This is a genomic window from Bartonella sp. AP1QHHD (genome assembly GCF_042196265.1).
Classification (GTDB): Bacteria; Pseudomonadota; Alphaproteobacteria; order Rhizobiales; family Rhizobiaceae; genus Bartonella.
The window spans coordinates 1-1,348 of record NZ_JBHIPW010000085.1 but is presented as its reverse complement, the minus strand read 5'-3'; the positions used below and the strand labels follow the sequence as shown (position 1 = coordinate 1,348).

Below are 1,348 nucleotides of genomic sequence, written 5' to 3'. Positions count from 1 at the left end.
TGTTTTTTTCCGAAAATGAAAGAAAGAACGGTGTGTAAAATATGCAAGCAGTTTTAAATTGGATAGAACAGCATCCTGTATTATTTTCAGCGTTTTCTGTATTATTTTCAGCACTTTCTTCGGTTGGTGCTTTATTATCAGCAATTTTTGCTTTTCGTTCTATTAAACAGACATTGAAATTAAGAAAGGAAGATCTAGAAAAGTTTAAAGCTGAATTAGCTAATGCCATGGACATAGCTAAATCAACTAAACAACAAGCACAAGCGCTAGAAAAGCTTACCAACGTTCTAGAAAAACAGACAGAAATTTTAGAGCAAAGAAAACTTAATGTTTTGTCACAATATATGCGAACATATAAAGATCCCGATAGTGACGTATTTTTATTCATCGATATAGCTTTATTCATTGCAAATCCTACAAAACAACCAATTACAATCAATTCGATTAGTATAAATAAAGACAGCCTTTTTAGATTTATTCATGCAACATATAGTATATCCTATCCTTTTCCTCCTTATAAAAAGGTACACACCATCTCCCCCAAAAATTTCAAACTTCTCTGTTTAAAAAAACCTAAAGTAGAACCTGAAATATATGATACTCTTAATGTATTTAGCCTTGATGTTTCCAGCTCGCTATACTTGGTTCTTACTATCGCACCTATAAATAATAATACACCATCTAGACTAGCATTCACTTTAGAACACACTGCCGTAGATCCTCAAAATCCACCAGAAAAAGTGAATTTTCCCGTCCGCGATATTCAATACTTTGAACCAGAACCAGAACTCTTACAGCTGTTACGTTCAAAGAATAATGGTTTTCCAATTTGAACAATAACGCTGTTGTTCCTCAATACTTTTTTCAGCCAACTCGGCCCATGTCAGTGGCTTTGGCCTCACAAGATGAAATAATAAATATTGCGATCTATCCCATTTATTAACTTCTTCAATTGTAACGGTTTTTTTTGCCATAAACCATGTATGAACATCGTTAATAATTTGAATTGCTTCATTCTTTCTCTGTTCATCCATCATCAATTGTTGCAATATCTTTCGTGCTCTATCATCATCTTTTTCATCACTATATTCATTTATAATTGGAGCTTTGTTTACAAACTCTCTTACAAGCGCACGAACATCTTCAGGCTCTTGAAGATTGTCATTAATATTTTTATATTCAGTCAAATATTCTTGCTCTTTAGATTTCTTCTGTTCAGATTCCAACAAACGTTCTTGCACTTTTTGTTGCAATTGCTGCAATTGTTGTATTTTCTCTTCATTTTCTGCTAGCTGTCCTTCCATCAACGCTTTTTGTGACGCTATTAACTCATTTTTTTCTGCTAGCT

General features: G+C 33.2%; 2 protein-coding genes. One reads left to right on the top strand and one right to left on the bottom strand.

Features of this window, described 5'->3' with window-relative positions; all coding sequences use genetic code 11:
- Positions 1 to 41: 41 nt before the first annotated feature.
- On the top strand, positions 42 to 833 hold the full coding sequence (locus tag ACFIME_RS07240; protein WP_375684729.1) for a hypothetical protein: 792 nt from the start codon (positions 42 to 44) through the stop codon (positions 831 to 833).
- On the opposite strand, the gene ACFIME_RS07235 is transcribed toward ACFIME_RS07240, so the two are convergent.
- Positions 807 to 1,348, bottom strand: a 542-nt coding sequence (locus tag ACFIME_RS07235; protein WP_375684728.1) for a hypothetical protein, incomplete at its 5' end; no start/stop codon positions are given. The two genes, ACFIME_RS07240 and ACFIME_RS07235, sit on opposite strands and share 27 nt — an antisense overlap.

Coding starts and splice junctions, on each gene's coding strand:
- ACFIME_RS07240 (WP_375684729.1), top strand. CDS start 42: ATGCAAGCAGTTTTAAATTGGATAGAACAGCATCCTGTATTATTTTCA.